The organism is Metapseudomonas boanensis (assembly GCF_018704125.1).
Classification (GTDB): Bacteria; Pseudomonadota; Gammaproteobacteria; order Pseudomonadales; family Pseudomonadaceae; genus Metapseudomonas; species Metapseudomonas boanensis.
The window spans coordinates 572,741-598,716 of the sequence record NZ_JAGTIS010000001.1 but is presented as its reverse complement, the minus strand read 5'-3'; the positions used below and the strand labels follow the sequence as shown (position 1 = coordinate 598,716).

The window sequence follows — 25,976 nt, the reverse complement described above, 5'->3', positions numbered from 1 at the left end:
TCGATGAACTTCTCGCAATTCTTCATCCAGCGGCCGATCTTCGCCGCCGTGCTCTCGCTGATCATCCTGATCGGCGGGGCCATCTCGCTGTTCCAGCTGCCGATCAGCGAGTACCCGGAAGTGGTGCCGCCCACCGTGGTGGTCCGCGCCAACTTCCCCGGAGCCAACCCCAAGGTGATCGGTGAGACCGTTGCCGCGCCCTTGGAGCAGGCCATCACCGGCGTCGAGAACATGCTCTACATGTCCTCCCAGGCCACTGCCGACGGCAAGATGACGCTGACCATCACCTTCGCTCTCGGCACCAACCTGGACACGGCCCAGGTGCAGGTGCAGAACCGCGTCACCCGGACCATGCCCACCCTGCCGACTGAAGTGCAGCGGCTCGGCGTGACCGTCGACAAAGCCTCGCCCACCCTGACCATGGTGGTTCACCTGACCTCGCCGGATAAGCGCTACGACATGCTCTACCTGTCCAACTATGCCGTCCTCAACGTCAAGGACGAGCTGGCGCGACTGGACGGCGTGGGTGACGTGCAGCTGTTCGGCATGGGCAACTATTCCCTGCGCGTGTGGCTCGACCCGAACAAGGTCGCCTCGCGCAACCTCACCGCGACCGACGTGGTCACCGCCATCCGCGAACAGAATCGGCAGGTCGCCGCCGGCTCCCTCGGTGCACCTCCCGCACCCGGCGCCACGGATTTCCAGCTGTCGATCAATACCCAGGGCCGCCTGGTCACCGAGGATGAGTTCGAGAACATCATCATCCGTGCCGGCGAAGACGGTGAAATCACCCGCCTGAAGGACATCGCCCGCATCGAACTGGGTTCCAGCCAGTACGCCCTGCGCTCCCTGCTGAACAACCAGCCGGCCGTGGCCATTCCGATCTTCCAGCTGCCGGGCTCCAACGCCATCGACATCTCCGACAAGGTGCGTAATCGCATGGAGGAGCTGAAGAAAGGCTTCCCCGAGGGCGTCGACTATCAGATCGTCTATGACCCGACCATCTTCGTGCGCGGTTCCATCGAGGCGGTGGTACACACCCTGCTCGAAGCCATCGTGCTCGTGGTTCTGGTGGTGATCCTGTTCCTGCAGACCTGGCGCGCTTCGATCATCCCGCTGGCCGCCGTGCCGGTCTCGCTGATTGGCACCTTCGCGGTGATGCACATGTTCGGTTTCTCACTCAACGCACTGTCGCTGTTCGGCCTGGTGCTGGCTATCGGCATCGTGGTCGACGACGCCATCGTGGTCGTGGAGAACGTCGAGCGGAACATCGGCCTCGGCAAGTCGCCGGTGGAAGCCACCAAGCAGGCCATGAAGGAGGTGACCGGGCCGATCATCGCGACCGCCCTGGTGCTCTGCGCCGTGTTTGTGCCGACCGCCTTCATTTCCGGCCTTACCGGGCAGTTCTACCAGCAGTTCGCGCTGACCATCGCGATCTCCACCATCATCTCGGCGTTCAACTCGCTGACCCTGTCGCCGGCCCTGGCCGCCGTGCTGCTGAAAGACCACCACGCGCCGAAGGACCGCTTCTCGCGCCTGCTCGACAAGTTGCTCGGCGGCTGGCTGTTCCGTCCGTTCAACCGGCTGTTCGATCGCGGTAGCCACGGCTACGTCGGTACGGTGAAACGCGTGCTGCGTGGCAGCTCCGTCGCGCTGTTTGTCTATGCCGGGCTGATGGGCCTGACCTATCTGGGCTTCTCCACCACCCCGGGCGGTTTCGTACCGCAACAGGACAAGCAGTACCTGGTGGCCTTCGCCCAATTGCCGGACGCCGCCAGCCTCGACCGCACCGAAGAAGTCATCAAGAAGATGTCCGCCATCGCACTGGAACAACCCGGCGTGGCTGACTCGGTAGCCTTCCCGGGCCTGTCGATCAACGGATTCACCAACAGCCCGAACAGCGGGATCGTGTTCACCCCGCTGAAACCCTTCGATGAGCGTACGGATCCGAGCCAGTCCGCCGCGGCCATTGCGGCGGCACTGAACGCGAAGTTTGCCGATATCCAGGATGCCTACATCGCCATCTTCCCGCCGCCGCCTGTGATGGGCCTCGGCACCATCGGCGGCTTCCGCGTGCAGGTGGAGGTCCGTGGGGACCTGGGCTACGAGGAGCTGTTCAAGCAGGTACAGAACGTCATTGCCCAGAGCCGGAATGTGCCGGAACTGGCCGGCCTGTTCTCCAGCTACCAGATCAACGTGCCGCAGATCGATGCGGATATCGACCGCGAGAAGGCCAAGACCCATGGTGTGGCGATCAGCGATATCTTCGACACCATGCAGGTCTACCTGGGTTCGCTCTATGCCAACGACTTCAACCGCTTTGGCCGCACCTATCAGGTGAACGTCCAGGCCGACCAGCAGTTCCGCCTCGATCCCGAGCAGATCGGTCAGCTCAAGGTGCGCAACAACCGTGGCGAGATGGTGCCGCTGTCGACCTTCGTCAAGGTCAGCAACAGCTCCGGCCCCGACCGGGTAATGCACTACAACGGCTTCATCACTGCCGAGATCAACGGTGCCGCCGCACCGGGCTACAGCTCCGGGCAGGCCGAAGCCGCCATGGAGCGCCTGTTGAAGGAAGAGTTGCCCAACGGCATGACCTACGAGTGGACCGAGCTGACCTATCAGCAGATTCTCGCCGGCAACACCGCAATCTTCGTCTTCCCGCTGTGCGTACTGCTGGCCTTCCTGGTACTGGCCGCCCAGTACGAGAGCTGGAGCCTGCCCCTGGCGGTGATCCTGATCGTGCCGACGGTGCTGCTGTCAGCTATCACCGGCGTGATCCTGACCGGTGGCGACAACAACATCTTCACCCAGATCGGCCTGATCGTACTGGTGGGGCTTGCATGCAAGAACGCCATCCTCATCGTCGAGTTCGCCAAGGAGAAGCAGGAAGAAGGCCTGGATCGCGTCTCGGCGGTGCTGGAAGCTTGCCGCCTGCGTCTGCGGCCGATCCTGATGACTTCCATCGCCTTCATCATGGGCGTGGTGCCGCTGGTGTACTCCTCCGGTGCCGGTGCGGAAATGCGCCATGCCATGGGCGTGGCAGTGTTCTCCGGGATGATCGGCGTGACCTTCTTCGGCCTTCTGCTGACTCCGGTGTTCTATGTCCTGATCCGCGGCATGGTGGAGAAGCGTGAAGCACGCAATGCCGCGAAGGCCCAGCAATTGAAGGAAGTACACGCATGATGAACAAGGCTTTCGCCCCCGCCCTGCTGGCACTGGCCTTGAGCGCCTGCGCAGTGGGCCCGGACTACAAAGCCCCGCAGAGCGAGCCCGCGCGGCTGGCCTCGGCGGATGCAGAAACCTATGACCGCGCCCGTTTCGAAAGCCTCTGGTGGCAGCAGTTCGACGACCCGACCCTGAACCAGCTGGTGCAGCAGTCGCTCAAGGAAAACCGCGAACTACGCGTGGCCTTCGCCCGTCTCAAGGCCGCTCGCGCCATCCGTGACGACGTTGGCAACGACCAGCTGCCGGTGGTCACCGCCGGTGCCAGCGCCGAGATCGGCAAGGGCCAGCAGCCCGGAGTCACCGAGGAGCGGGTGAATGCCGAGCGCTATGATCTGGGCCTGGACATGGCCTGGGAGTTGGACCTGTTCGGCCGCATCCAGCGTCAGATCGAAGCCAACGACGCCGGGATCGGCGTCGCCGAGGCGGAACTGCAACAGTTACAGGTCAGCCTGATCGCCGAGCTGGTAGACGCCTACGGCAACCTGCGCGGCGCCCAATTGCGCGAACGGATCGCCCGCGAAAACCTGAAGAACCAGCAGGAATCCCGCGGCCTCACCGAGCAACTGCGCGACGCCGGCGTCGGCAGCGAGCTTGACGTGCTGCGCGCCGACGGCCGCCTTGCTGCCACCGAAGCCAGCCTGCCACAGCTGCAAGCTGAGGAAGCACGCGCCAAGCACCGCATTGCCACCCTCCTCGGTCAACGCCCAGAACAATTGAGTGTGGACCTGTCGCCGCGTCCGCTGCCGGTGATCGCCAAGGCTCTGCCCATCGGCGACCCGGCCGAACTGCTGCGCCGCCGTCCCGACGTGCACTCCGCCGAGCGCCAACTGGCAGCGGCCACGGCCGATGTGGGTGTGGCCACTGCCGACCTCTTTCCAAGGGTGAGCCTGTCCGGATTCCTTGGCTTCACGGCCGGGCGTGGCTCGCAGATCGGTTCATCTGCTGCGCGAGCCTGGGCCGTAGCACCAACCATTTCCTGGGCGGCCTTCGACCTCGGTAGCGTGCGCGCCCGCCTGCGTGGTGCCGAAGCCGACGCCGAAGGCGCGCTGGCCAGCTACGAGCAGCAGGTACTGCTGGCTCTGGAAGAATCGGAGAACGCCTTCAGCGACTACGGCAAGCGCCAGCAGCGGCTGGTGTCTCTGGTACGTCAGTCGGAAGCCACCCGCGCCGCCGCCGAGCAGGCCGCCACCCGTTACCGCGAAGGCACGGTGGATTTCCTCGTGCTGCTGGATGCGGAGCGTGAGCGCCTGGCCGCCGAAGACGCCCAGGCCCAGGCGGAAGTCGAGCTGTATCGCGGCATCGTTGCCATCTACAAAGCCCTCGGCGGTGGTTGGCAGCCCCAGGCCTGACCCTCTCCTCCCGGTCCGGCTCTCCACGGCCGGCCATCTCGCCCTGCGGCTGGTGCTCCGGCCGCAGGGCTTTTTTTGGTTCATCGCGGAATCTGGGGGAGATGCGAGTTGACAGCCGGATAGCCGGTACTCTCTCTGTAGGAGCCAGCTTGCTGGCGAACATGCGCCATTCGCCAGCAAGCTGGCTCCTACAAGGTTTCGCGCGCCTTCGATTCACTCCGCCCGACAAGTTCGCCAAGGAGGTGTTGCAGGCTGCTTTCCGGGGAAGGCGGGTAGCCGGCGCCAGACAGTCGATCCGCTCGGATACGCGTCCGCAGTACAGGCAGTCGACGCGACGCACCGGCAGTTGTAGCAGGACGCGCTGATCCTGCAGGTCACGATCCCGCACCTGGCGGATGTGCTGCTGCTCGTGGGTCAACAGGTTGGGTTTGGCACAGCGGCCGCAAATCGGTAAGCGCTCGGCTTGGGGCTCAAGACTGATCAGCAGGGTGTCGTGAGTGGATTGGCGACAGGCGACGACCTCGTAGCCCGGCCAGAAAGGGGCAAGATCAATAGGATGCACGGCGACAGCAGGGGGTGGGGGTTGGGATGTTTGGCGATTGCCAATTTACCCGCTTCCCCGACTGTCAACTCGCTCTTCCCCCAGATTCTGCAAAGAACCTTTTTGGTTCATCACGGAATCCCGGGGATGCTCTGGGCTTAGACCGGTTTTGTTCCTCTGAAGGCTGGGCTGAATAGCCAGACGCTGCCTGAATGTCGATTTCCGGTCCCGATAAACGACCACTGTATGGCCGCAATCCACCGACTATCGATGTTGCAGGACCCGGACCCCGCCAAGGTGCAGCGCACCTTCGCCGCCATGCTGCAGATGAAAAAGCTGGATATCGCCGAGTTGACACGCGCCTACGCCGGTTAGCGCAGGCGCGCTCAAGGCTATGCGTCGACCTTGACCACCACGCGGCCACGCACCTTGCCCTCGAGCAGTTCGCCCGCCACCTGGATCACATCATCCAGGCCGATTTCGCGGGTAATCGTGTCCAACTGTGCCAGGTTCAGATCATGGGCCAGACGGTCCCAAGCCTCGATGCGTTCGGCGCGCGGTCGGGTCACGCTGTTGATACCCAACAAGCTCACGCCGCGCAGGATGAACGGCGCGACCGTCGCCGGGAAGTCCATACCCTGGGCCAAGCCGCAGGCGGCCACGGCGCCGTCCTGGCGCAAACCCGCACAAACGTTGGCCAGGGTGTGGCTGCCCACCGAATCGATGGCGGCAACCCAGCGCTCCTTGCCCAGCGGGCGGCCAGGCTCGGAGAGTTCCTTGCGGTCGATGATCTCGGCAGCCCCTAGTCGCTTCAGGTAATCCGACTCTTCCGGACGGCCGGTGGACGCCACCACGCGGTAGCCAAGGCTGGCCAGCAACGTGATCGCGAAGCTGCCCACGCCGCCGTTGGCGCCGGTCACCAGCACGTCGCCCTGGCCGGGTTTCAGGCCGTGGCGCTCCAGCGCCAGCAGGCAGAGCATCGCGGTGTAGCCGGCGGTGCCGATGGCCATCGCCTGGCGCGCACTGAAGGCCTTGGGCAACGGGATCAGCCAGTCGCCCTTGAGCCGCGCCTTTTGCGCCAGACCGCCCCAGTGGGTCTCGCCAACGCCCCAGCCGTTGAGCAATACGCTGTCGCCGACCTTGTAGTCGGCGTGGCTGCTAGCCTCCACAGTTCCCGCCAGATCGATGCCCGGTACCATGGGAAACTGCCGCACCACCGGGCTCTTGCCGGTAATCGCCAGGCCGTCCTTGTAGTTCAGGGTGCTGTAGGCCACGCGCACGGTCACATCGCCTTCCGGCAGTTGGGATTCGTCCAGTTGCGTGCGGCGGGCGCGGTAACCCGCGTCGTCTTTTTCGATCAGGATTGCGTCGAACATGGGGATCGCTCCTTTTAGACCAGTCGTCTAGAAATGGGCCGAACAAAACTAGCGGGGCAGTCCGGCGAGATAACCTTCGATGAAAACATCCAGCGGCGTGCAGCGCTGTACCAGCCGCGCACGCTGTACGGCACCCTCCCAGCCGATCCAGAAGAACGCCGCCAGCCCTTCGCAATCGGCATCCGGCGCCAACTCGCCCGCGCCCTGGGCATCGCGCAGGCAGGTGGCCAGGCGTTGCTCCCAACTGCGCAAGGTTGATTCCAGCTGCTCGGGGAAACTTTCCGGCAATACTGCCACCTCCTGGCCGAGGTTGCCGACCAGGCAGCCGCGACGGAACTGGTAGCGGATCATCCCGGATTTGGCATCCTCGACGAAGTTGCGCAAGCGTTGTAGCGGCGGAACGGACTTTTGCAGGAACCAGCGGTCCAGCTTGTGCGCGAAGTATCCGGCATAGCTTTCCAGCACTGCTTGGCCAAAGGCTTCCTTGCTCGCGAAGTAGTGATAAAAGGAGCCCTTGGGCACGCCAGTACGCTTGACCACCGCATCGATGCCGGTGGCCACGAAACCTTGTTCCGTGAGGATTTCCATACCGCAACGCACCAGCGCCGCGCGAGTGTCGGGAAACTCGCGGGTAACCTTGGGCGGCCGGCCACGGCGTGGCTTCTGCAGGGTTTCGTTCATGGCGAGTGATTTTAGACCGATCGTCTAGGACGTCAACCAGAAAGTCACCTGTAGGTTGGACTTCGCGATGCTCTGGGGAGCGCCGCCCGGCCCAACTTACGTGGCTAACTGCCTTGCATCTCTTTCACCAACAGTTTCACCAGTTCCCCGGCTGGCATCCCCCTTGCTAGCACGGCGCCCTGCCCGGCCCATTGCACGGCGAAGTCATTGCAGCCCTTGGCGCTGGCGGCCGCATGCAGGGCCTTGGCAACGTCATAGGTGATCGGATAGTCCGGCAGCGTGGGCGCACCGGCGGCGCCTACGTCCGTGAAGAGGCGATTGACCAGCCCGCGCGCCGGGCGGCCGGAGATGGCAGCCGTGATCTGGGTATGCGCAGCACGCTCGCCTTTCAGTGCTTGCCGGTAGGCGGCGTTGGCAGACGACTCCGGGCACGGCACGAAGGCCGTACCCAACTGCGCCCCTTCGGCGCCCAGCGCCAACGCTGCCGCAATGCCTTGCCCGTCCATGATGCCGCCCGCGGCGATCACTGGCAGGCGGGAATGCCGTGCGACCAGGCGCACCAGCGCAAAGGTGCCGATGCCGGCATCGCCCTTTTCCGGTTCGAACACGCCGCGGTGACCGCCGGCCTCGATGCCTTGGGCAACCACTGCATCAACGCCGGCGCGCTCCACCTGCTCGGCCTCTTCGAGCGTCGTGGCACTGGCCAGCAGGCGAATGCCGGCACGTTTCAGTGCATCAATCCAGCCCTGTTCCGGCAGGCCGAAGTGAAAGCTGACCACTGCCGGCCGCTCCGCCAGCAGCACGTCGAGCATTTCAAGGTCGGCGAGGAAGCTTTTGTAAATTTCGCGGATGGCGCCTGGCGGCTCGGCGTCGAACTCTGCGAACAGTGGTCGCAGGTGTTCCAGCCACGCAGCCTCGCGGCAAGGATCGGCCTGCGCGGGGCGGTGGCAGAAGAGATTGACGTTGAACGGTCGGGCGGTCAGTGCACGCGTCTCGGTGATCAGGATGCGGGCCTGGGCCGGCGTGCTGGCGCCAATACCGATGGAGCCCAGCCCTCCAGCGTTGGACACCGCCGCCGCCAGTTTCGGCGTCGAGACGCCGACCATCGGCGCCTGGATGATGGGATGCTCGATGCTGAGCAGGTCCGTGATGCGATTTTTCATGGCGCAGCCACTCCGTCCTGGGTTGCAATCCGGGCAATCTATCTCTCGCTGCGCAGCCTGGAAAGCCTTGAGACCATCCGCCTGTTGGTCCGGTCAGGCTACCGGCTCACCGCTGTTGGCCCAGCCCTGGTGGCGTGGCAACCCATCGTCCGGCAGGGTCAGGAGCGGGTGTTTTGAACGCACGAAGACCCAACGATCCGGTTTTCCGCCGGGGTCGCACTCGCGGTCCAGAGTGGGAATGTGCACCAGCTCGAAGTCCGGGAAACTGTCGACGTGCAGGTACATGTGACAGCCACACTCCGAGCAGAAATAACGGTGGCACGTGGCCTTGGAGTGGAAGCATTTCAGCTTGTTGGCATTGGCGGTGATCTTGAACGAACTCCTGTCGACCACGGCGATCAACGCCAGCGCGCCACCGCAGATGTCGGTGCAGTCCGTGCACAGGCAGTAATGCACTTCCGCGGGGCGGGATGTGTACTCATAACGCACGGGGTTCTGGTCGCAACGGCAACCGCCGACGGCCTTGAATGACTCGGTCATGTCCGCTCTCCCTTGAACAGGTTGGGTTCCTGCACAGGCCGGCCATGACCTGTGTGCACCGGTGAGGAGCCTGGTCTGCGGGAGTTGGAAGAACGCCGGGGCATTGCCCCCGGAGCGGGCCAGGGCCCGCGCAGGCACGGATCAGGGAAACCTCACCGCTGCATGTTTCAGATTAGTCAATGCAAACGAAGCTGGCTCAAAGTTCTCCGCGTAGCGCCTTGTCGAACAGCCGACTGTACTGCTCAGCGCTGTAAGCGACGGGGTTGGTACCGGCGGATGGGTCGATCTCCGCCATGCGCCCGACCCGTTCGACCTGCTGGTCGTCGATGCCGATCTCACCCAGGCTGTGCGGGATACCCAGATCACCGCGCAGTTGCAGGACCCATTCCAGCACGCCGTCGAAGCCTGCCTTCGGCAGGTCGAGGTAACGCCCGACGCGCTCCATCTGCGGCTCGATATGGCTGCGATTGGCCTGGAGCACGTAGGGCATGAGCACAGCATTGAGCAGACCGTGGTGGGCGTCATAAAGGGCGCCCAGGGGGTGTGCCAATGCATGCATGGCGCCCAGGCCACGCTGGAACGCCGTAGCGCCCATGCTGGAGGCCACCAGCATCTGCAGCCGCGCTTCGACGTCGTTGCCGTTGGCAGTCGCACGCGGCAGGTAGTGGCGAACCAGACGCATGCCTTCGAGGGCAATCCCCTCGGCCAGCGGGTGATAGAGCGGCGAGCAGAACGCTTCCAGGCTATGGGACAGCGCGTCCATTCCAGTGGCGGCGGTAATTCTGGGCGGCAGACCGAGAGTCAGCTCCGGGTCGAGGATCACCACGGCCGGCAACATCCGCGCATGGAAGATGATGCGTTTGACCTTGGCCTCGTCATCGGTGATCACCGCCGCTCGCCCGACTTCGGAACCGGTTCCAGCGGTGGTCGGCACCGCTACCACTGGCGCCATGGCGGCGACATTCACCCGGCTGGCATTGTCGCCGACGTCTTCGAAGTCCCAGAGCGGGCGGCTTTGCCCCACCATCAAGGCGATGGCCTTGCCAGCGTCCAGTGCCGAGCCGCCACCAAAGGCGATGACGCCGTCATGACTATCCGCCTTGAACGCCGCCACGCCATCCATCACGTTGGGCCCTGTGGGGTTGCCCTTGATCTGGAAGAACAGTCCAGCGTTCAACCCATCATCCCGGCACAGGCGCAGGGCCTGTTCGATCATGGGCAAACTGGCCAGGCCCGGGTCGGTAACAAGCAACGGAGCACTCATGCCAAGCTCTCGGCAGGCGCTGGCCAGATCGGCGATACGGCCCGCACCGACGCGGATCGAGGTGGGGTAGTTCCAGTTCATGCGGAACGGGCTCATGTCCATGGCGGACCTCACAACTGGGTCTTGAAGTGGAAAGACTTGGGGCGGGTCAGGTGCTCGTAGCCCACGCGCGACAAGGTGCAGCCCCGTCCGGATTGCTTTATGCCGGTCCAGGCCAGGGCCGGGTCAAGATAGTCGCAGCGGTTGAGGAAAACGGTGCCGGTTTCCACGCGATCGGCCAATGCCATGGCGACTTCGGCATCGCGGCTGAAGATGGCGGCGGTCAGCCCATACTGACTGTCGTTCATCAGCGCCAGGGCCTCTTCGTCATCCTGGACTTTCTGTATGCCCACCACGGGGCCGAAGGATTCTTCGGTCATCACCCGCATGCTGTGATTCACATCGGTCAGCACTTGAGGAGCGAGGTAGGCACTGCCGGCACGGTCCAGGTCGAACTCGGCAGGGTCAATGTGGGCACGAGCGCCCTGCCCGACCGCTTCGGCCACCTGTCCGCGGACGAAGTCCGCCACATCGGCTCGTACCAGCGGGCCCAGGGTGGTTTCCGGGTCATCCGAACGGCCCAACCGATATTGCCGCACAAGCGCCACCGACTGCTCGACAAAGTCTTCGAAGAGGTCTGCGTGCACATAGATGCGCTCGATGCCGCAGCAAGACTGTCCGGAGTTGAAGAAGGCGCCGTCGATGGCCGTTGCAACGGCCTGGGCCAGATCGGCATCGGCACGCACGTAGGCCGGGTCCTTGCCGCCAAGCTCCAGGCCGGTGCTGATGAAGCGGCCGGCGGCTGCGCGTTCGACCATGGCACCTCCTGCCACGGAACCGGTGAAGGCAACGTGGTGAATGGCCGGTGACTGGATCAGCAACTCGGTGTCCGCGTGGCTCAGATGCAGGAACTGGAACACCCCTTCCGGCAGCCCCGCCTCGACAAAGGCCTCGACCATGCGCTCGGCGCACAGGGGCGTCTGAGCCGAGTGTTTGAGCAACACGCCATTGCCGGCCAGGAGTGCCGGAACCACGGCGTTGACGGCTGTCAGGTAGGGGTAATTCCAGGGGGCGATAACGAGCGCCAGGCCAAGTGGCTCGCGACGGATCAGCCGGGTGAAGCCAGGCTTCTCAGGTAAATGAATATCCGCCAGGGCCTCGCTGGCGATATCCGCCATGTAGCTGGCGCGTTCGACAAAGCCGCGAATCTCCCCGGGCGCATAGCGAATCGGCCTGCCCATCATCCAGCAGAGCTCCTCGGCCAACTGATCCTCACGCCCGGCAAAGATGTCCAGCGCCTGACGGGTAACGCTGACACGCTCAGCCAACGGCGTCCTCCGCCATTCGTGCTGGGCGCGTTCAGCGCGCTCCAGAGCGCGGGCGATCTCCGCCGCCGAGGCCAACGGCCGCTCGACGTAGACCGAGCCATCGATGGGTGAGATGCAGTGCAATCGCGTCCTCATGGTGTGTCTCCCTATCCAGCAAAGGACAACGCCACCACCAGGCAATCAGGCCCGGCGGTGGCGCCCGGTTTCAGTAGCGGTAAGGTGGGCCTGCCTTGGTCATCAGCGCGTTGTATTGCTTGAAGATCTCGATGACCTTGGCGCAGCGAGGACTGGTCTTGGCGATCTCGTCCCAGAACTTCAGCGCTTCGTCTTCCACGGTCTTCCATTCTTCGGCCGGAATCGAGGTGAGCTGCAGCTTGGTGCCCTCAACCCGCAGCTTCGCCTCGCCACCCCAGTACCAGTGCTGGCGGTAGTAGTGGGAGCTGTCCATGCAGAGCCGGAACAGGGTCTTCAGGTGCTCAGGCACCTGCGCCCATTTCTCCGAGTTGGCAAAGTAGGAGCCGATCCAGGCGCCGGAGATGTTGTTGGTGAGGAAGTACTTGGTGACGTTAGCCCAGCCTACGGTGTAGTCCTCGGTGATGCCCGACCAGGCGATGCCGTCCAGCTCTCCGGTCTGGACCGCAACCTCAACGTCTTCCCAGGGCAGGGTCACTGGAATGACGCCGAACCGGGCGAGGAACTTGCCCGCCGTGGGGAAGGTGAAGACGCGCTTGCCCTTGAGGTCCGCCAGACTGCGGATAGGCTGGACGGTGGCGAAGTTACAGGGGTCCCAGGAACCTGCGCCCAGCCAGGTAACGCCCTTGACCTCTGCATAGGCCTCTTCCCAGATCTTGTTCAGGCCCCATTGGTGGAACAGCGTCGGCACATCCAGGCTGTAACGCGTGGCGAAGGGGAAGTAGCCCCCGAACACGGCCACATCGACGGGTGCGGCGATGGAGTCGTCATCGCTCTGCACCGCATCGATGGTGCCCTTCTGCATGGCGCGGAACAGCTCGCCAGTGGGCACCAGTTGGTCAGCGAAGTAGAGCTGGATTTCCATCTCGCCATTGGCGGCCTTGTTGAAGGCATCGATAGAAGGTTTGATTACATGCTCGGCCAGCGCCGGCCCGGCATAGGTCTGCAGGCGCCAGGTGATCTTCTTGGTCGACTGGGCATGCACGAAAGGTGCGCCCAGGGTCGTAGCACCGACCGCGCTGGTCGCGACGGCGGCGGATTTGAGGAACGTGCGTCTTGTACTCATGCGGTTAACCTCCAGGCGTGTGGATGGGGGTGCGATGCACCCGCACAACCCTGCCCCACCCGCGGCGGAGCAGTTTTCTCAGGTCGGCAAATGGCCCCTCTCTGTTTCACCTTGACTGTCACGCATGGAACTGCCGCCTGACGTGCTGCCGGTCCTGAAGTTTCATGGTCAACGCCCGTAGTGCCACTGGGGCAACCACAGGGCGATCTGCGGAAAGATCATCACCACGGCCAGGGCAATTGCCATGATGATCACAAAGGGGGTGACCGAGACGTAGATGTCTCTCAGCGTGACCTCGGGTGGCGCCATCGCGCGCATGAGGAACAGGTTGTAGCCGAAGGGTGGCGTCATGTAGGCCATCTGGCAGGTGATGGTGTAGAGCACGCCATACCAGATGAGGTCGAAACCCAGCGCCCCCACCAGGGGCACGTATAGAGGGGCGACGATCACCAGCATCGCGGTGTCATCGAGGAACATGCCCATCAGGATGAACGACAGCTGCATCAGGATAAGGATCTCCCAGGGGCCAAGGCCCATTTGCTGTACGAAGAGCCCTTCGATGGCCTTCACCGCACCCAGCCCGTCGAAGACGGCGCCAAAGCACAGGGCGGCGAGGATGATCCACATGAACATGCAGCTGATGCCGAGTGTCTTGCGCAGGGTTTCCTCCATCACCTTGGCGGTCAGGCGCCCCTGGAACAGCGCCGCCAGGGTGGCCGCCAAGGCCCCTACGGCGGAACTTTCCACCAGGCTGGTGTAACCGAGCAGGAACAGGCCAGTCATGGTCAGGAAGATGATCAGGGGCACGAGCCCCGCGCGCAGCAGGCGCAGCTTTTCGCCCCAGCTGATCTGCTGCCGCTCCTCCAGGGGCAGCGGAGGCCCCAGCTGCGGCTGCAGGCGGCAGCGAATCACGATGTAAACGATGAACATCGCGGCCATCATCAGACCCGGGAAAACACCCGCGAGCCAGAGCTGACCGACAGGTTGACGCGCAATCATGCCGTAGAGCACCAGCACCACACTGGGCGGGATGAGGATGCCCAGGGTGCTGCCCGCCTGGATCACGCCGGTGACCATGATCTTGTCGTAGCCTCGTCGCAGCAGCTCAGGCATGGCGATGGTGGCACCAATGGCCATGCCGGCAACGCTGAGGCCATTCATGGCAGCGATGACGACCATCAGCAGGATCGTGCCGATAGCCAGGCCACCATGCAAAGGCCCCATCCAGACGTGGAACATGCGGTAGAGATCATCCGCGATGCGCGATTCCGACAGCATGTAGCCCATGAAGACGAACATCGGCAGGGTCAGGAGCGGATACCACTTCATCAGCTTCATGGCCGCGCTGAAGGCCATCTCCGATCCCCCGTCCCCCCAGAGCAGCATCGAAGCGGCAGCCGCAACGAATCCGATGGCACCAAATACCCGCTTGCCGGTGAGGAGCAGCAACATCATCGAGCTGAACATGAGCAGGGCGATCAGCTCATAACTCATGGCAGCTCCCTGCCGAGGGCGATGGCGAGGTCCCGGAAGAAAGTGGCGGTAGCCTGTAGCAGCATGAGCAGGATGCCAAAGGTCATGATCAGCTTGATCGGCGCCATCTGCGGCGACCAGGAGGAATAGCTGGTTTCCTTGTATTCGAGCGCGTACTGGCTCGAGGAGACCCCGCCGTATAACAGCATCACCAGGTAGAAGAGGAGGAAGACCACGGTCAGCGCATCGAGGATCGCCCGGGTCCGGGGCTTCAGGTGGCTGTAAAGCAGGTCCATGCGCACATGGGCGTCCAGCTGCATGGAATAGGCGCCGCCAAGCAGGAAATAGGCGACCATGAGGAACTGCGCGGACTCCAGGGTCCAGATGGAGGGCTGGAAGAACGTCTTTGAGACGGAGGAGTACAACAGTACGCCCAGCATCACGAAGATCAGGTACATGGCGAACCGCCCAATCAGGCGATTGAACCACTCCACTGCCCTTACGTAGGCCCGTATGGCGTCGAACATGCCGCAACACCTGCGGAAGTTGTCGTATCTCGAAACTCTAGTAGATGAATACGGAATGCCAACTCGGAGCCCAGTCTGCCCCTCCAGGCGAGCAAACGGCAGTGACCAGCCGCGTAGCCCGGACTGAAGTCTGGACTACACGGTTGGTTTCAGAGCGAGCCGGGCAATCAGTCCGGGTAACGGCCGACCTCGATGAGGTTGCCGTCGGGATCACGAAAATACACCGATTCGATTGGTCCAAGAGCTCCGGTACGCGCTACGGGTCCCTCCTCGACATCGACACCCTGCTCCGCCAGGTGATCCAGCACTCGCTCCAGCGGCCAGCGCGTGATCAGGCAGAGATCGATTGCGCCGGGTACCGGGCGTGTGGCCTTGGGTTCGAACTCTCTGCCCACCTGGTGCAGGTTGAACTTCTGCTGGCCGAACACCAGCGCACTGCGTCCATTGCCAAAGGTTTCATGACGCATGCCCAGCACACGCTGATAGAAATCCACGGTGCGCGGGATGTCTTCCACGGTGAGCACCAGATGATCGATTCGCTCCAGCATGGGTTCAGTCCCTGTCCAACAGATGAAAACGCGGCAGCGACAGCCGCCAGTGAATTGCCGCCAGACGGATCAGCAGAACCACCGACATCGCCAGCAGGGTTACCAGCCAGGCGGGCAAGATCAGCTCACGCAGGCCGATGAAGGCCAATGAGCCGGCAATACAGGCGATGGCGTAGATCTCTTTCTGGAAGATCAGCGGAATCTCGTTGCAGATGATGTCGCGCATCACCCCACCCGCAACCGCGGTGATCACGCCCATGATCACCGCCGTGCCCGGTTGCAGGTGGTGCTGCAGGGCTACCTCGGTGCCATAGACCGTGAACACCGCCAGGCCGAAGGCATCCGCCAGCAGCAGCCCGGTTTCATTGATGGGCCGAGTCAGGCGCACCCACAGCACGGTACCTACCGCCGCCAGGGACGCGATCAGGATGTAGGTGTCGTCACGGATCCAGCTCACCGGATGGTTGCCGAGGATCACATCGCGCAGGGTGCCACCACCCAGCGCCGTGATGATGGCGATGACCAGGACGCCGAACAGGTCCATGGACTTCCGACCGGCCATCAGCGCACCGGTAATGGCGAAAACTGCCACACCGAAGAGGTCGGAGAAATAGAAAAGCGGGCCCATGCTCTGCTCAGGCCCCCACTGGCGAACGCATGGTCACGAACTCTTCGGCTGCCGTTGGATGCACGCCAATGGTCTCGTCGAAGATCTGCTTGGTGGCGCCTGCCTTGAGCGCAACGGCCAAGCCCTGGACGATCTCGCCGGCCTCCGGCCCGACCATGTGGCAACCGAGAACGCGGTCGCTGTCGACATCCACCACCAGCTTCATCAGGGTACGCTCCTGGCACTCGGTGAGCGTCAGTTTCATCGGCCGGAAGCGGCTTTCGAAAACCTTCACCTTGTAGCCCTGTGAGCGTGCCTGATCCTCGGTCAAGCCAACCGTGCCGATATTCGGAAGGCTGAACACGGCGGTCGGAATCATGGCGTAGTCCACCGGGCGATATTCCTCCGGCTTGAACAACCGACGGGCAACGGCCATCCCTTCCGCCAGGGCCACCGGGGTGAGCTGCACGCGACCGATCACATCGCCCAATGCCAGGATCGACGGCTCTGTGGTCTGATATTGCTCATCGACCTTGATGAATCCGCGGGGGTCCAGTTCGACACTCGTGTTTTCCAGGCCCAGATTGTCGAGCATGGGCCGGCGCCCCGTGGCGTAGAACACACAATCGGTTTCCAGGTGTCGGCCATCCTTGAGCGTCACCAGCAAGCTGCCGTCGGGCTGCCTCTCGATATGGGTGATGTCGGTGTTGAATTGCAGGTTGAGGCCCTTCTTGCCCAGCTCATCGCGCAGGTGATGGCGCACCGCATCATCGAAGCCACGCAGGAACAGCTCTTTGCGATAGAGCAATGAAGTCTGTGCACCCAGGCCGTGGAAAATCGAAGCGAACTCGACAGCGATGTAGCCGCCACCCACTACCAGCACACGCTTGGGCAAGCGTTCGAGGAAGAAAGCTTCATTGGAGCTGATGGCATGCTCGCGCCCCGGGATGTCGGGAATCTGCGGCCAGCCACCGGTGGCAATGAGGATGTTACGGGCAGTGCAGCGCTGGCCATCGACCTCTACCGTGTGCGGATCGACCAGGCGGGCATGGCCCTCCAACAGCGTGACACCACTGTTGACCAGCAGATTTCGATAAATGCCATTGAGCCGATGGATTTCTCGGTTCTTGTTAGCGATCAAGGTTGGCCAATCGAAACCAGCCTCTGCCAGCGACCAGCCGAATCCCTTGGCCTGCTCGAAGTCTTCGGCGAAATGAGCGCCATAGACCAGCAGCTTCTTCGGCACACAGCCGACGTTGACGCAAGTGCCGCCCAGATAGCGGCTCTCGGCGACGGCCACTCGGGCACCAAAACCGGCCGCGAATCGCGCAGCACGAACACCGCCGGAACCAGCACCAATGACGAAAAGGTCGAAGTCGTAAGCCATGAAAAGTCTCCAGAAACAGGTTGCCAGCATACCGGAAGATCTGTCTCTGGCCAGTTGCCGAGCCTATCCTTGGATCATCGAAGGAGGACTGCCCATGCGCCCCACCCTGACCCATATCGCGCTGCACGTTCCACAGCTGCAGCCCTGCATCGACTTCTATGCGACGTTCTGCGGAATGCGTGTCATCCACGAGCGCGCCGGCAAAGGGTCGAGGATTGTCTGGATGGCCGAGCCGGGCAAGGAACACCAGTTCATCCTGGTGATGATGCCGGGCGGCCAGGACCGGCACCTGGCAACAGACGACTACAGCCACTTCGGCTTCGCCGTCGAAAGCCGCGAGAGCGTCGACTCCATCGCCGCACAGGCCGAGGCCGCCGGCTGCCTGATTTGGCCCCCCCGGGATGAGCCTTACCCCGTCGGTTACTACTGCGGCCTGCGTGATCCGGCCGGGAACTACGTGGAGTTCAGCTACGGCCAGCCGCTGGGCCCAGGCTCGGAAGCATTGCCGATACCCTGAGCGGAATCGGGCAGCAGCCCCAATAAAGGTTGATGGGCAGACCGGCGGCCTGCTTTACGAACGAGTTCGCATCCACACGCTTTCGCAGCAATGGCGGGCAAAACGATTACCCCAGCCCCTTCAAATGAAAGAGCCCCGCATTGCGGGGCTCTTTCATTCATCGACAAGATCGATCAGTAAGCCTTGCCGGTCTTGTAGAGGTTCTCGAAGCAGTAGTTGGTGGCGTCGATATAGCCTTCCGCACCACCGCAGTCGAAGCGCTTGCCCTTGAATTTGTAAGCCAATACGCAACCGTCCTGGGCCTGCTTCATCAGCGCGTCGGTGATCTGGATTTCACCGCCTTTGCCCGGCTCGGTTTCCTCGATCAGTTGGAAAATGTCGGGAGTGAGGATGTAACGACCGATGATTGCCAGGTTGGACGGGGCATCTTCCGGCTTGGGCTTCTCGACCATGCTGTTCACACGGTAGATGTCGTCACGGATCATCTCGCCGGAGATCACGCCGTACTTGGAGGTTTCCTCCGGCGGCACTTCCTGAATGGCGACGATGGAGCAACGGAACTGGTTGTACAGCTTCACCATCTGGGTCAGTACGCCATCGCCGCCGAGGTTCAGGCACAGGTCATCGGCCAGCACCACGGCGAACGGCTCATCACCAATCAGTGGGCGACCGCTGAGGATGGCGTGGCCCAGGCCCTTCATTTCGACCTGGCGGGTGTAGGAGAAGCTGCACTCGTCGATCAGGCGACGGATGCCAACCAGGTATTTCTCCTTGTCGGTACCGCGAATCTGATGTTCCAGCTCGTAGCTGATGTCAAAATGGTCTTCGAGCGCACGCTTGCCACGACCGGTAACGATGGAAATCTCATTGAGACCAGCGTCGAGGGCCTCTTCAACGCCGTACTGGATCAGTGGTTTGTTTACCACTGGCAGCATTTCCTTGGGCATCGCCTTGGTTGCTGGCAGGAAGCGAGTACCGTAACCAGCAGCGGGGAACAGGCATTTCTTGATCATTTCGTACCTTGAAATGTTGAAGGGTTGGCAAATTGCCGCGCAGTCTAATCACGCGGCACACGCCTTACAATGCCCACTTGTGGGCCGTTCAAAGCCCCGATAGCTGAAACCCCATCCAGCCGCATACGCCGGCTCGAAAAGGTTGCGTCCATGGAAGATCGCGGGCATGCGCATAAGACCACGGATTGGCTCGAAGTTCGGCTGGCGGAACTGCTCCCACCCGATACCTGGCACCGATCACGCTCAGGCGCACCGCCAAATCCTCCAGCCTGGGCAGGTGGATCCAGGTATTGCAGATATTCCAGATGACCAGGCGGTGGCAGCCAGATGACAGAAGCAAGAAGCGCGAAAAATTCAGGGGTGGCAGCAGAGGATCGGGACCCCGGCTCAGGGTAAGGCCACCACATCCGTGAGCTCGACCTCGACCAGAGCCTCGTTGTTTTCGTAGGGAAGCGGCTTGTCACTGTAAGCAGCGAGCATCGACCAATGCTGGTCGAGCCCCGCGCCAATGGCCGACAGATGATCGATCATCCGGCTTCCTGCACTTTTCACAGCCGGGTCCTCACTGCGCATCATCTCGAACGACATTTCGCTCATTGCTGCAGTGAGGTGCGTAAGACTGCGGGTTGCCAGGCTCAGCAAACGCACGAGTTGCTGTTCTTTCGATTCCATTCGACTCATCTCATTCCCCTGAGTAACTCAGGTCCCTCCATGGCTGAACTATCCAACCAATAATACAGAACAACCGCACTGCGGCTTCAGACCCGACATACAATCCTGCATGAAAGGCCAGACAGAAGCGCTATGCTACCTGCCTCGCCGGTTAGCCGGAAGCTTTAACCGCGCCGTCCAGTAGGGACACTCGCCATGACACTGCCGGGAGTGACTTGCCGACGCCTCCCCCTCGCCCAATCAATTCACATCATGATGGCCCGGCATCCGACAAAGAAAAGCCCGCGCGCGGCGGGCTTTGGGTCGTTGATAGTAGGTGGCCGGCGCTGGTCTCCGGCTTGCAAGGTTTATCAGGACTCTGACAGAAAAGATTTGACCTCTTCTGCTTCACACGGCGTAAGGGCTGGGTCTCATCTTGGAGATCTTTCTAACCGTGTACCCTTGGGAACGCGCCCCACGTTTCCTTGCTATCCACTTGCGCATCAGTCTGCGTACCCACCTACTAAATTAAAGATAGCAACCCCCCTCGTCCTCGCCAGGCGATTATTAGATTGTTTTCTTCAAAGCAGGCCACCGTCTCAAGCCATGAAGGAGCTTGAGGCCACCGAACGCCTAGCGATTCGTACCAGGCACCTCTGCCGGGCGGTAGCAATCCATGGGCGGAGATATGCCGAGCGAGAAAAAAATACCCATCAGCAGTAACGCCAAGTAGCAAGCTGTGGTTTCCAACACCAGGAAGTTACCACCAGTATTCGCCGCCGCCCCGTATGAGTAAGGGTTCCAGCATGGCACGCAGAATTGGTCCGCGCCTTGCATTGTATATACAGGTCCTGTCATTTACTGACGTGTCCGCACAAATACCCTACCTGTACAACAAGAAGAGATGCCCATGAGAAAAATCTTCTCGATGCTTTTGCTTTCAGCCTGCGCGCTCACCGGTTTGGCACACGCTGGCGCCATCGACGATGCGGTCAAGCGCGGCACTTTGCGGGTCGGCATGGACCCCACCTACATGCCCTTCGAGATGACCAACAAGCGCGGTGAGATCATCGGCTTCGAAGTCGACCTGCTGAAGGCCATGGCCAAGTCGATGGGCGTGAAGCTGGAGCTGGTGTCCACCAGCTACGACGGCATCATTCCGGCGCTGCTGACCGACAAGTTCGACATGATCGGCTCCGGCATGACCCTGACCCAGGAGCGCAACCTGCGCATCAACTTCTCCGAGCCCTTCATCGTGGTCGGCCAGACCCTGCTGATCCGCAAGGAGCTGCAAGGCAAGATCAAGTCCTACAAGGACCTCAACGACGCCCAGTACCGCATCACCTCGAAGATTGGCACCACCGGCGAAATGGTCGCCAAGAAACTGATCGCCAAGGCCCAGTACCACGGCTTCGAAAACGAGCAGGAAGCGGTGATGGACGTGGTCAACGGCAAGGCGGACGCCTTCATCTACGACGCGCCCTACAACGTGGTGGCGGTGAACAAGGCCGGCGCCGGCAAGCTGGCGTTCCTCGAAGAGCCCTTCACCTACGAGCCCCTGGCCTTCGGCCTGAAGAAAGCTGATTACGACAGCCTCAACTGGATCAATAACTACCTGCGCCAGGCCAAGGAAGACGGCAGCTATGCGCGCATCCATGCCAAGTGGTTCAAGAGCACGGACTGGCTCAAGGAAATGGAATAAGAAGCACGGCACTCGGCGGGGCCGCATCAATGTCAGGTCCCAGCCGATTGCAACCTTGAAGCCTGAGGCTGAGATCTCTCCATGAATACGCAAAAAAGACTCCAATTGCCTTGGCAAGCGCTCACAAAACGCACCACGGGGATAGGTTCACAAGGAACCAGCTCGCTGCCATGGCACCTTCTGACAGGTCTGATCCTGATCGCACTGGCCTACGGGCTCTGGTACTCCACCTCCCTAATGTCCTACGAGTGGCGCTGGAACCGCGTACCGCAGTATTTCGCCTACGAGGCCCAGGACTCCCAGCGCGCCGCCGGCTACGCTCGGGTCGAAGCGATCGAGAAACAAGGCACTAATGCCCGCGTAACACTGGTCGGGGATGAGGGAGCCAAGCAGGTACTGTTGGTTGCGCATGACAGCCTTCAGGTTTCACAGGGCGACGATGTCTCCGAGGGTGATGTGGTAGGTGTGACCCGCCACTGGGCCGCCGGACCATTGTTCTGGGGGCTCTGGACGACCCTTTGGATTTCCGTGCTATCCGGCGCTTTGGGCCTGATGATCGGCCTGTTCACCGGCCTCTGCCGCCTGTCGAAAAACCCGACCCTGCGTGACCTGTCCACTGTCTATGTCGAATTGGTGCGTGGCACGCCGCTGCTGGTGCAGATCTTCATTTTCTACTTCTTCATCGGCACGGTGCTGAACCTGTCCCGCGAGTTCGCCGGGGTGGCGGCGCTGGCACTGTTCACCGGTGCCTACGTCGGCGAAATCATCCGCGCCGGCGTGCAGTCCATCGCCCGCGGGCAGAACGAGGCCGCACGGTCCTTGGGCCTCACCGCCGGGCAGTCGATGCGCCATGTGATCCTGCCGCAGGCGCTCAAGCGCGTGCTGCCGCCGCTGGCCGGGCAGTTCATCAGCCTGGTCAAGGACACCTCGCTGGTCTCGGTGATCGCCATTACCGAACTGACCAAAAGCGGTCGCGAGGCAATCACTACCTCCTTCTCGACCTTCGAGATCTGGTTCTGCGTCGCCGCGCTCTACTTGCTCATCAACCTGCCCCTGTCGCAAATCGCCAATCGTCTGGAGCGGAGGCTCGCGCAAAGTGATTGAAGTCCATAACCTGGTAAAAACCTTCAATGCCCGCGGCCAGTTGGTCCGCGCGGTGGACAACGTTGGCACCTCGGTGGCCAAGGGTGAAGTGCTGGTCGTGCTGGGGCCATCCGGCTCCGGCAAGTCCACGTTCCTGCGCTGCCTGAACGGCCTGGAGGAGCTGGACTCCGGCTCGGTGATCATCGACGGTGTCGACCTGGCCGACCCGAAGACCGACGTGAACGCCTACCGCCGTGAGGTGGGCATGGTGTTCCAGCACTTCAACCTGTTCCCGCACATGACCGTGCTGGAAAACCTCTGCCTGGCCCAGAAGGTGGTGCGCAAGCGCGGCAAGGCCGAGCGTGAGGACAAGGCCCGCGCGCTGCTGGCCAAGGTCGGCATTGCGCAGAAGGCCAACGAGTACCCCTCGCGCCTCTCTGGCGGCCAGCAGCAGCGCGTGGCCATCGCCCGAGCCCTGTGCATGGAACCGAAGGTGATGCTGTTCGACGAGCCCACTTCGGCGTTGGACCCGGAAATGGTCGGCGAGGTGCTCGACGTCATGAAGACCCTGGCTCAGGAAGGCATGACCATGGTCTGCGTCACCCACGAAATGGGCTTCGCCCGTGAAGTGGCCGACCGCGTGCTGTTCTTCGACCACGGCAAGCTCCTGGAAGACGCGCCGCCCGCGCAATTCTTCGCCCAGCCCCAAGACCCGCGCGCGCAGAGCTTCCTGCGACAGGTGCTCTGACGGCAAATGAGTAACGGGCATTGAGGGCCGCCTTGCGGCCCTTGGCATAAAAGCCTCTCCCCCTCCGGGAGAGGGGTTACCGCGAGGGAAGCCGAGAACAGCCTGGTTCGCCGAAGCCTGAACTGAACGTCACAAACCCGATGCGGCCCGTCAATCGTAATCACGCCCTCTGCATCTCACCTCTTTCCTGTACACCTCGCGCGAGGCGTCGATACTCACCCGGCACGGACCATCCCGGAAATCGCGGTGCCATTCGCCACGCCGCCAAGTCTTGCCGCGGCCGTGCGGACACTTGATCACTTTCCTGTAGTAACCATCATTGGACACCTCCCTGACCCGGCAAGGACCGTCCCTGTATTCGTCAGCCCAATCGCCGTCACCTCGATCCCGCCGATGATCGGCCAGGGCATCCCCCGCAGTGGCGCCAACAGCGGCAAGTACGAGAAACATGCCCAGCAACGGTCCTACCTTCATTCCAAAACCTCGATTCCGAGATGCCAAGAGAAAGCCGGCGCGTCAGCGTGCTTTCCGAACAGCACCTGGCCCAGCGGAACCTCAGACAACCGGCCAAGCACTTTTGCTTCCCTCCATGGACAAACTTCACGCTTAACAAGTAAGCCTTGGCGCCCCATCCCACTGGTCAGCTGCACCATTGGCCCGGCATCGCTCGATCTGGATCAAGCATGAATGACCACATCTGCGGATTGATGAGTAGCAGCATTGAAGCTGCCAGCGTGGCCTTGCAGCCACAGGACTGGTCTACTTGGCGGGCAAGGGGATAGCCTTCACCCGGAAGTTGGACAACCACGACATCAAGGGTTGGCTTGCTGTACGTACGCGAGGGCAGGACAAGCGTAAGGCTGAGCGCGAAGCGTTGCAGTTCAGGTGGCGAGGCCATCTGAATCTTGATCGGACGAACGACGACGCACGCTACTCCCGCAAGATGGTGGAGCGGGGCCGGGTCGCTGCGTAGCGGCAAGCGCGCGGCTGCGATCATGAGTCTGATCCAGTCAGCCCGCCTCAACGGACATGACCCGTATGCCTATTTGAAGGATGTGCTCACGCGGCTGCCTACGCAGCGGGCGGGTGAGATCGGCCAACTGCTGCCACATCAATGGACACCTGCCAGAGTCACACAAGCTGACTTGGGCAGCTGGTCTGTCCCGGGCTGATCGGAGAGAAAGGTTGGACTTGGTTGGCGCTGACGAACGCCATACGCACGAGCCGCCGATCCGGGCAGCCCCGGACCGCAGAGAAGATATTTTGTCTTGGAATGTCACAAAAAGTTGCTGATGTGTCACTATTGTGGCACAAACAACTTCTGGTGTGCCGTAGTCGTCAGCGTACGCCTCAAGGTCCGGTTGCTTCGTTCTACCGTCGCTTGAGGCACAAAACGCAAACGACTCGATCGAAACCGACACACATCCTCAATAGACGAACAGTGTGGGAAGGAGGGGGCATCATGCACTCGAATACTGGTGATCCTATGGCGAGAACCGCCTACCTGGTCGAGCGTGAAACCGTCAGCGAGTGGGCCGCTACGGTCGATGTCCTCATCGTTGGCTTTGGTATGGCAGGCGCGTGCGCTGCAATCGAGGCATGCAAGACCGGTGCTTCCGTTCTAATTGTCGAACGAACCAGTGGATGCACCGGCACCACGTCGGCCGCGTCTGGGCATTTTTACTTGGGCGGTGGCACACCGGTGCAACTGGCTTGCGGGTATGAAGACGATCCGGAAGACATGGCTAAGTATCTTGAAGCGGTTGCACTTGAGCCGGACCGCGACAAGATTCGTTTGTATTGCGAAGGCAGTGTCGCCCATTTCAACTGGCTCGAGGACCAAGGCATTCCTTTTGAGCGCAGCTACTATCCACACAAGAACGTTATTCAGCCCGGCAAGGAGTGCCTGATCTGGACTGGTAACGAACAGGTCTGGCCGTATCGCGAGATGGCAAAGCCTGCCCCACGTGGGCACAAGGTCGCCTTCGAGGGCGAAGAAGGCGGTGGGGCACTGGCGCTTCGTATCCTCTCCGACCGTGCTGTGGAGGCAGACGCCCAGGTCTATCCCGACAGTAAAGTCGAGGCGCTCGTTCGCGAGAACGGGCGAATCGTCGGTGTGCGTGTAAGGCGATTCGGCGAGGCGATCCATCTGCGTGCGAACAAGGGGGTCATCTTGGCCGCAGGTGGCTTCGGCCAGAACCCGGCGATGGTCGCTGAGCATGTCCCCATCCTCGCATCCGCCTACGTCCAGGGCAGCCCATATGACGATGGATTGGGAATTCAGATGGGCGTGGCGGCAGGCGGTGTCGCCATCCACATGGGGCAGCCTTTTCTGACGTCACCCTTCTATCCACCGGAGAACCTTCTCAAAGGCATCCTCGTCAATTGCGACGGCCAGCGATTTGTTGCCGAGGACTCGTACCACAGTCGTTCGAGTATCTATGCAACCCAGCAACCAGAAGGCATCGTCTACCTGATCGTGGACTCACGGACCTTCGCCTATCCGCACTTCGCCGCGCTGACGAAGCAGAGCCTAATCGACGGCTTCGAGACGATTGCCGAGATGGAAGCGGGGCTTGGCATTCGGGCTGGGACGCTGCAGGGGACCATGGAAGCTTACAACGTGCACGCCGCAGACGGTGAGGATCCGACGTTCCACAAACATCCTAAATGGCTCCAGCCATTGACCGAGGGGCCCTATGCGGCGTTCGACCTCTCGTTTGGAAGGGCCGTGTACACCGGCTTCACATTGGGCGGGCTGAAGGTCTCGTCCGATGCCGAGGTGCTGACCGAGCGAGGCCAGGCCGTCCCAGGGCTTTACGCGGCCGGTGCATGCGCGTCGAACATCGCTCAGGACAGCAACGGCTACGCGTCGGGCACCTGCCTCGGCGAGGCATCGTTTTTCGGCAGGCGCGCAGGCCGTCATGCGGCCGGCACACTCAATTGAAGCAGG

The 25,976-nt window shown here is 62.0% G+C and carries 22 protein-coding genes and 3 pseudogenes; 9 read left to right on the top strand and 16 right to left on the bottom strand.

The window, feature by feature from the left end; genetic code table 11:
- Positions 1-3: 3 nt before the first annotated feature.
- The gene (locus J7302_RS02820) at positions 4-3,186 is read left to right on the top strand and encodes an efflux RND transporter permease subunit (RefSeq protein ID WP_215369923.1); all 3,183 of its coding nucleotides are present in this window, start codon (positions 4-6) and stop codon (positions 3,184-3,186) included.
- A complete protein-coding gene (locus J7302_RS02815) occupies positions 3,183-4,577 on the top strand; it encodes an efflux transporter outer membrane subunit (RefSeq protein WP_215369921.1) in 1,395 nt (464 codons plus the stop codon). The genes J7302_RS02820 and J7302_RS02815 overlap by 4 nt, the downstream gene beginning before the upstream one ends.
- A gap of 256 nt (positions 4,578-4,833) precedes the next feature.
- Here the strand turns inward: J7302_RS02815 and J7302_RS27095 are convergent.
- A pseudogene (locus J7302_RS27095) lies at positions 4,834-5,139 on the bottom strand (ISL3 family transposase); the annotation flags it as partial.
- A gap of 243 nt (positions 5,140-5,382) precedes the next feature.
- Here J7302_RS27095 and J7302_RS26765 point away from each other — a divergent pair.
- Positions 5,383-5,493 (top strand): annotated as a pseudogene (locus J7302_RS26765) (VOC family protein); the annotation flags it as partial.
- 17 nt (positions 5,494-5,510) lie between these two features.
- Here J7302_RS26765 and acuI read toward each other — a convergent pair.
- The 12 genes from acuI to gorA all read right to left on the bottom strand — a co-directional run bounded on the left by acuI (position 5,511) and on the right by gorA (position 17,309).
- Positions 5,511-6,494: an acrylyl-CoA reductase (NADPH) gene (gene acuI, locus J7302_RS02810; RefSeq protein WP_215369919.1), complete on the bottom strand. Its 984-nt coding sequence runs from the start codon at positions 6,492-6,494 to the stop codon at positions 5,511-5,513.
- A 48-nt stretch (positions 6,495-6,542) separates the two neighbouring features.
- The gene (acuR, locus tag J7302_RS02805; protein WP_215369917.1) at positions 6,543-7,175 is read right to left on the bottom strand and encodes an acrylate utilization transcriptional regulator AcuR; all 633 of its coding nucleotides are present in this window, start codon (positions 7,173-7,175) and stop codon (positions 6,543-6,545) included.
- A gap of 104 nt (positions 7,176-7,279) precedes the next feature.
- Positions 7,280-8,338 carry an NAD(P)H-dependent flavin oxidoreductase gene (locus J7302_RS02800; RefSeq protein WP_215369915.1) on the bottom strand — a complete coding sequence of 353 codons (1,059 nt, stop codon included), beginning with the start codon at positions 8,336-8,338 and terminating at the stop codon, positions 7,280-7,282.
- A gap of 93 nt (positions 8,339-8,431) precedes the next feature.
- A complete protein-coding gene (locus J7302_RS02795) occupies positions 8,432-8,878 on the bottom strand; it encodes a GFA family protein (RefSeq protein WP_215369913.1) in 447 nt (148 codons plus the stop codon).
- Positions 8,879-9,074: 196 nt separating this feature from the next.
- A complete protein-coding gene (locus J7302_RS02790; RefSeq protein ID WP_215369911.1) occupies positions 9,075-10,244 on the bottom strand; it encodes an iron-containing alcohol dehydrogenase in 1,170 nt (389 codons plus the stop codon).
- A gap of 8 nt (positions 10,245-10,252) precedes the next feature.
- Positions 10,253-11,644, bottom strand: a complete 1,392-nt coding sequence (locus J7302_RS02785) for an aldehyde dehydrogenase family protein (RefSeq protein WP_215369909.1) — start codon at positions 11,642-11,644, stop codon at positions 10,253-10,255.
- Between the two features lie 70 nt (positions 11,645-11,714).
- The gene (locus tag J7302_RS02780; protein WP_215369906.1) at positions 11,715-12,767 is read right to left on the bottom strand and encodes a TRAP transporter substrate-binding protein; all 1,053 of its coding nucleotides are present in this window, start codon (positions 12,765-12,767) and stop codon (positions 11,715-11,717) included.
- Positions 12,768-12,935: 168 nt separating this feature from the next.
- Positions 12,936-14,261, bottom strand: a complete 1,326-nt coding sequence (locus J7302_RS02775; protein ID WP_215369904.1) for a TRAP transporter large permease — start codon at positions 14,259-14,261, stop codon at positions 12,936-12,938.
- Complete coding sequence (locus tag J7302_RS02770) at positions 14,258-14,767, bottom strand: TRAP transporter small permease subunit (protein ID WP_215369902.1); 510 nt, start codon at positions 14,765-14,767, stop codon at positions 14,258-14,260. Before J7302_RS02770 ends, J7302_RS02775 begins: the two co-directional genes overlap by 4 nt.
- Positions 14,768-14,934: 167 nt before the next feature.
- A complete protein-coding gene (locus J7302_RS02765; protein ID WP_215369899.1) occupies positions 14,935-15,315 on the bottom strand; it encodes a VOC family protein in 381 nt (126 codons plus the stop codon).
- Between the two features lie 4 nt (positions 15,316-15,319).
- Positions 15,320-15,943, bottom strand: coding sequence for a trimeric intracellular cation channel family protein (locus J7302_RS02760; RefSeq protein WP_215369897.1), 624 nt, complete (start codon positions 15,941-15,943; stop codon positions 15,320-15,322).
- Between the two features lie 7 nt (positions 15,944-15,950).
- Positions 15,951-17,309, bottom strand: coding sequence for a glutathione-disulfide reductase (gene gorA, locus J7302_RS02755; RefSeq protein ID WP_215369894.1), 1,359 nt, complete (start codon positions 17,307-17,309; stop codon positions 15,951-15,953).
- A gap of 94 nt (positions 17,310-17,403) precedes the next feature.
- Here gorA and J7302_RS02750 point away from each other — a divergent pair, with 94 nt between their 5' ends.
- Positions 17,404-17,826: a VOC family protein gene (locus tag J7302_RS02750; RefSeq protein WP_215369892.1), complete on the top strand. Its 423-nt coding sequence runs from the start codon at positions 17,404-17,406 to the stop codon at positions 17,824-17,826.
- Positions 17,827-17,999: 173 nt separating this feature from the next.
- On the opposite strand, the gene galU is transcribed toward J7302_RS02750, so the two are convergent.
- Positions 18,000-18,839 (bottom strand): UTP--glucose-1-phosphate uridylyltransferase GalU, encoded by an 840-nt coding sequence (gene galU, locus J7302_RS02745; protein ID WP_215369890.1) that lies wholly within the window; start codon positions 18,837-18,839, stop codon positions 18,000-18,002.
- 387 nt (positions 18,840-19,226) lie between these two features.
- Positions 19,227-19,511, bottom strand: a complete 285-nt coding sequence (locus tag J7302_RS02740; RefSeq protein ID WP_215369888.1) for a hypothetical protein — start codon at positions 19,509-19,511, stop codon at positions 19,227-19,229.
- An 889-nt stretch (positions 19,512-20,400) separates the two neighbouring features.
- Between J7302_RS02740 and J7302_RS02735 the strand changes: the two genes are divergently transcribed.
- The 3 genes from J7302_RS02735 to J7302_RS02725 all read left to right on the top strand — a co-directional run bounded on the left by J7302_RS02735 (position 20,401) and on the right by J7302_RS02725 (position 23,023).
- On the top strand, positions 20,401-21,192 hold the full coding sequence (locus tag J7302_RS02735) for a transporter substrate-binding domain-containing protein (RefSeq protein WP_215369886.1): 792 nt from the start codon (positions 20,401-20,403) through the stop codon (positions 21,190-21,192).
- Between the two features lie 81 nt (positions 21,193-21,273).
- Complete coding sequence (locus tag J7302_RS02730; RefSeq protein ID WP_215369884.1) at positions 21,274-22,296, top strand: amino acid ABC transporter permease; 1,023 nt, start codon at positions 21,274-21,276, stop codon at positions 22,294-22,296.
- On the top strand, positions 22,289-23,023 hold the full coding sequence (locus tag J7302_RS02725) for an amino acid ABC transporter ATP-binding protein (RefSeq protein WP_215369882.1): 735 nt from the start codon (positions 22,289-22,291) through the stop codon (positions 23,021-23,023). Before J7302_RS02730 ends, J7302_RS02725 begins: the two co-directional genes overlap by 8 nt.
- A 640-nt stretch (positions 23,024-23,663) precedes the next feature.
- On the opposite strand, the gene J7302_RS02720 is transcribed toward J7302_RS02725, so the two are convergent.
- Positions 23,664-24,020, bottom strand: coding sequence for a hypothetical protein (locus J7302_RS02720; protein WP_215370827.1), 357 nt, complete (start codon positions 24,018-24,020; stop codon positions 23,664-23,666).
- On the opposite strand from J7302_RS02720, the pseudogene J7302_RS02715 reads away from it, so the two are divergent.
- Both J7302_RS02715 and J7302_RS02710 read left to right on the top strand, forming a co-directional pair.
- Positions 23,971-24,195 (top strand): annotated as a pseudogene (locus J7302_RS02715) (transposase domain-containing protein); the annotation flags it as partial. The gene J7302_RS02720 and the pseudogene J7302_RS02715 sit on opposite strands and share 50 nt — an antisense overlap.
- Before the next feature lie 290 nt (positions 24,196-24,485).
- Positions 24,486-25,970, top strand: coding sequence for an FAD-binding protein (locus tag J7302_RS02710; RefSeq protein WP_215369880.1), 1,485 nt, complete (start codon positions 24,486-24,488; stop codon positions 25,968-25,970).
- The last annotated feature ends 6 nt before the right edge of the window (positions 25,971-25,976 follow it).